General features: G+C 69.9%; 4 protein-coding genes and 1 pseudogene. All 5 read left to right on the forward strand.

Features of this window, described 5'->3' with window-relative positions; translation table 11 throughout:
- The coding region (gene tnpA / locus ACQKQD_RS34045; protein WP_427510994.1) for an IS66-like element accessory protein TnpA at positions 1-313 on the forward strand (313 nt) is incomplete at its 5' end.
- Positions 310-657 carry an IS66 family insertion sequence element accessory protein TnpB gene (gene tnpB / locus ACQKQD_RS34050; protein ID WP_024827170.1) on the forward strand — a complete coding sequence of 116 codons (348 nt, stop codon included), beginning with the start codon at positions 310-312 and terminating at the stop codon, positions 655-657. The genes tnpA and tnpB, both read left to right, overlap by 4 nt.
- Positions 658-759: 102 nt before the next feature.
- Positions 760-2,265, forward strand: coding sequence for an IS66 family transposase (gene tnpC / locus ACQKQD_RS34055; RefSeq protein WP_427510996.1), 1,506 nt, complete (start codon positions 760-762; stop codon positions 2,263-2,265).
- A gap of 48 nt (positions 2,266-2,313) precedes the next feature.
- A pseudogene (locus ACQKQD_RS34060) lies at positions 2,314-2,874 on the forward strand (IS66 family transposase); the annotation flags it as partial.
- The coding region (locus ACQKQD_RS34065) for a hypothetical protein (protein WP_427510995.1) at positions 2,858-3,096 on the forward strand (239 nt) is incomplete at its 3' end. The pseudogene ACQKQD_RS34060 and the gene ACQKQD_RS34065, both read left to right, overlap by 17 nt.

Genomic DNA, 3,096 nt, shown 5'->3' on the forward strand with positions numbered 1-3,096 from the left:
CGCCGCTTCGTTTGAACCGGGTGTGTCGACCTCGGATGTCGCCCGCCGGGCCGGTCTCCACGTCAGTCAGCTGTTCCGCTGGCGCAAGTTGCTGTGCGAGCGTGTCGGTGCTCCCACGCCAGCGCTGGTCCCCGTCGTGATCACTCCCACGTCCGCCGCGATGACGGTCGAGCCTGGTCGAGCGCACAACCGCGGCCGTCGCTCCGGCGGAGTGATCGAGATCGATCTCGGCAGAGGCCGGCGCGTTCGGGTCGGCTCCGACGTCGATGCCGCGGCGCTTCGGCGGGTGCTCGACGCCCTGGAGGGCCGATGATCCCGCTGCCGGCCAACGTGCGGGTGTGGCTGGCCACCGGCCACACCGACATGCGCAAGGGCTTTTCCAGTCTCGGCCTGATCGTCCAGGAGACGCTCAAACGCGATCCCCATGGCGGGCATCTGTTCGTGTTCCGCGGACGGCGCGGCGACCTGATCAAGGTGATCTGGCACGATGGCCAGGGCGCGTGCCTCTACACGAAGCGGCTCGACCGCGGCCGTTTCCTGTGGCCCTCGGTGGCGGACGGAGCCGTGACGATCTCGACGGCGCAACTCGGCTACCTGCTCTCGGGGATCGACTGGCGGATGCCGCAGGAGAGCTGGCGTCCGAGCGCTCTCGGCTGAGGATAACGCGTTACAGCGCTTGAAGAATATGCTCTTCTCTCAAGCGTGCCGAACGCGCCCGAGCCCCCGCCGCTTCCCACGGATCTTGCCGCCGCCCATGCCATGATCCTGGCCGAGCGGGCGGCCCGGCTCGCCTCGGAGATCGCGGTCGAACGGCTGAAGCTGGAGGTCGCCCGGCTGCGGCGAGAACGGTTCGGGACCTCCTCGGAGCGCAGCGCCCGGATCGACCAGCTCGAACTCGTCCTGGAGGATCTGGAGGAGACGCTGGCCGAGACCCAAGCGCAGGCGGCCGCCGAGCCCGAAGCGCTCTCCGGTGCGGCCTCCTCGCGGCGCAAGCCCGCCCGCCGGCCTCTGCCCGAGCACCTGCCGCGCGAGCGCGTCGTCCATCCCGGCCCGACGACCTGCGCCTGTTGCGGCGGAGCGCGCCTTCGTCACCTCGGCGAGGACGTCACCGAGACCCTGGAGCGGATCCCGGCGCGCTGGGTCGTGATCCAGCACGTACGCGAGCGCTTCTCGTGCAGCGACTGCGAGACGATCGCGCAGGCTCCGGCCCCGTTCCATCCGATCCCGCGCGGACGCGCGGGCCCGAACCTTCTGGCCGAGGTGATGATGGCCAAGTTCGGCCTGCACCTGCCGCTGCATCGCCAGAGCCAGCGCTTCGCCCACGAGGGCGTACCGATCGACGTCTCGACGCTGGCCGGCTGGGTCGGAGCGGTGACCACCGCCCTGTCGCCCCTGGTCACCCGGATCGAGGCCCATGTTCGAGGGGCTGAGCGCCTGCATCTCGACGACACGCCCGTCCCGGTCCTGGCCAAGGGCAAGACCCGCACGGGCCGGCTCTGGACGGTGGTGCGTGACGACCGTCCCTTCGGCGGCCCCGAGCCGCCGGCTGCAGCCTACTTCTACTCCCCCGACCGCTCCGGCGCGTATGCCGAGACTTGGCTGGGCGACTTCCACGGCATCGTGCAGGCGGATGCCTTCTCCGGGTTCGGTCGGCTGTACGAACCCGGCCGCAAACCAGGCCCGCTGCGCGAGGCGGCCTGCTGGGCGCATGCCCGACGCAAGTTCTTCGAGCTGGCCGAGCTCAGGAAGGCTCCGATCGCGATCGAGGCGGTGGCGCGGATCGATGCGATCTTCGCCACCGAGCGCGCCACCAACGGTCTTGCCGCCGATGAACGCCGCGCGCACCGTCGCACCCGCTCGGCCACCCTCGTCGCCGAGTTGGAAGCGTGGCTACGGGAGAACCGCGCCAAGCTCTCCGCCAAGGCTCCGGTGGCGCAAGCGATTGACTACATGCTCAAGCGCTGGAGCGCCTTCATCCTTTTCCTCGACGACGGGCGTGCCTGCCTGTCGAACAACGCCGCCGAACGGGCGATCCGGCCGATTGCGGTAGGCCGCCGCAACTGGACCTTCGCCGGCTCGGATGCCGGCGGCCATCGCGCGGCCGCCCTCTACACGCTGATCGAGACCGCCAAGCTCAACGGCATCGATGCGCAGGCCTGGCTCGCTGATGTGCTCAGCCGTCTGCCCGACTATCCGGCCCGGCACATCGACGATCTGTTGCCGTGGAACTGGTCCCAACATCAGCCCAGGCCGATCGCTGCCTGACACCCCATCGGGAGAACGACCGCGGCCTTCACCGCAGGCGTACGCTGGGCGCACACCCGGCGCAAGTTCTTCGACGGTCATGCCAGGACCGGTTCGGCGGTCGCCTTCAAGGCTCTGGAACGGATCGGCGCGATCTACGAGGTAGAGCGCTGCGTCAGCGGCAAGCCACCCGACGAGCGCCTGCGGCAGCGCCAGGCCCGATCCTAACCGCTCGCAGCGGCCCTGAAGGCCTGGGCCGAGACGATCCTGCCGCAGCTCTCCGGCGGCTCCGATCTCGCCAAGGCGTTCCGCTACATGCTGGTGCGCTGGACAGCGCTGACCCGCGTCTTCGACGACGGGCGGATCGCGCTCGACAACAACCCGGCCGAGCGGGCGCTGCGGTCCGTCGCGATCGGGCGCAAGAACTACCTGTTCGCTGGCTCGGCGCGCGGCGCCGAGCGAGCCGCGGCGTTCTACACGCTGATCGAGACGGCCAAGCTCAACCGGCTCGATCCGGAAGCCTACCTGCGCGACGTGCTCACCCGCCTCGCCGACCATCCAGCCAAACACTTGGCCGAACTTCTGCCCCGGAACTGGTCGCCGGTCGCCGCTGGTGCTCAGGCCGCCTGATCACCCGCCGAAGCGCCGCGGCATCGACGTCGGATCCGACCCGAACGCGGCGGCCTCTGCCGAGATCGATCTCGATCACCCCGCCGGAACAACGGCCGCGGTTGTGCGCCCGACCAGGCTCGACCGTCATTGCGGTGAACGTGGGAGTGATCACAACGGGGACCAGCGCTGGCGTGGGAGCGCCGACACGCTCGAACAGCAACTTGCGCCAGCGGAACAGCT

It is taken from the genome of Methylobacterium sp. NPDC080182 (genome assembly GCF_050281105.1).
Lineage (GTDB): Bacteria > Pseudomonadota > Alphaproteobacteria > Rhizobiales > Beijerinckiaceae > Methylobacterium.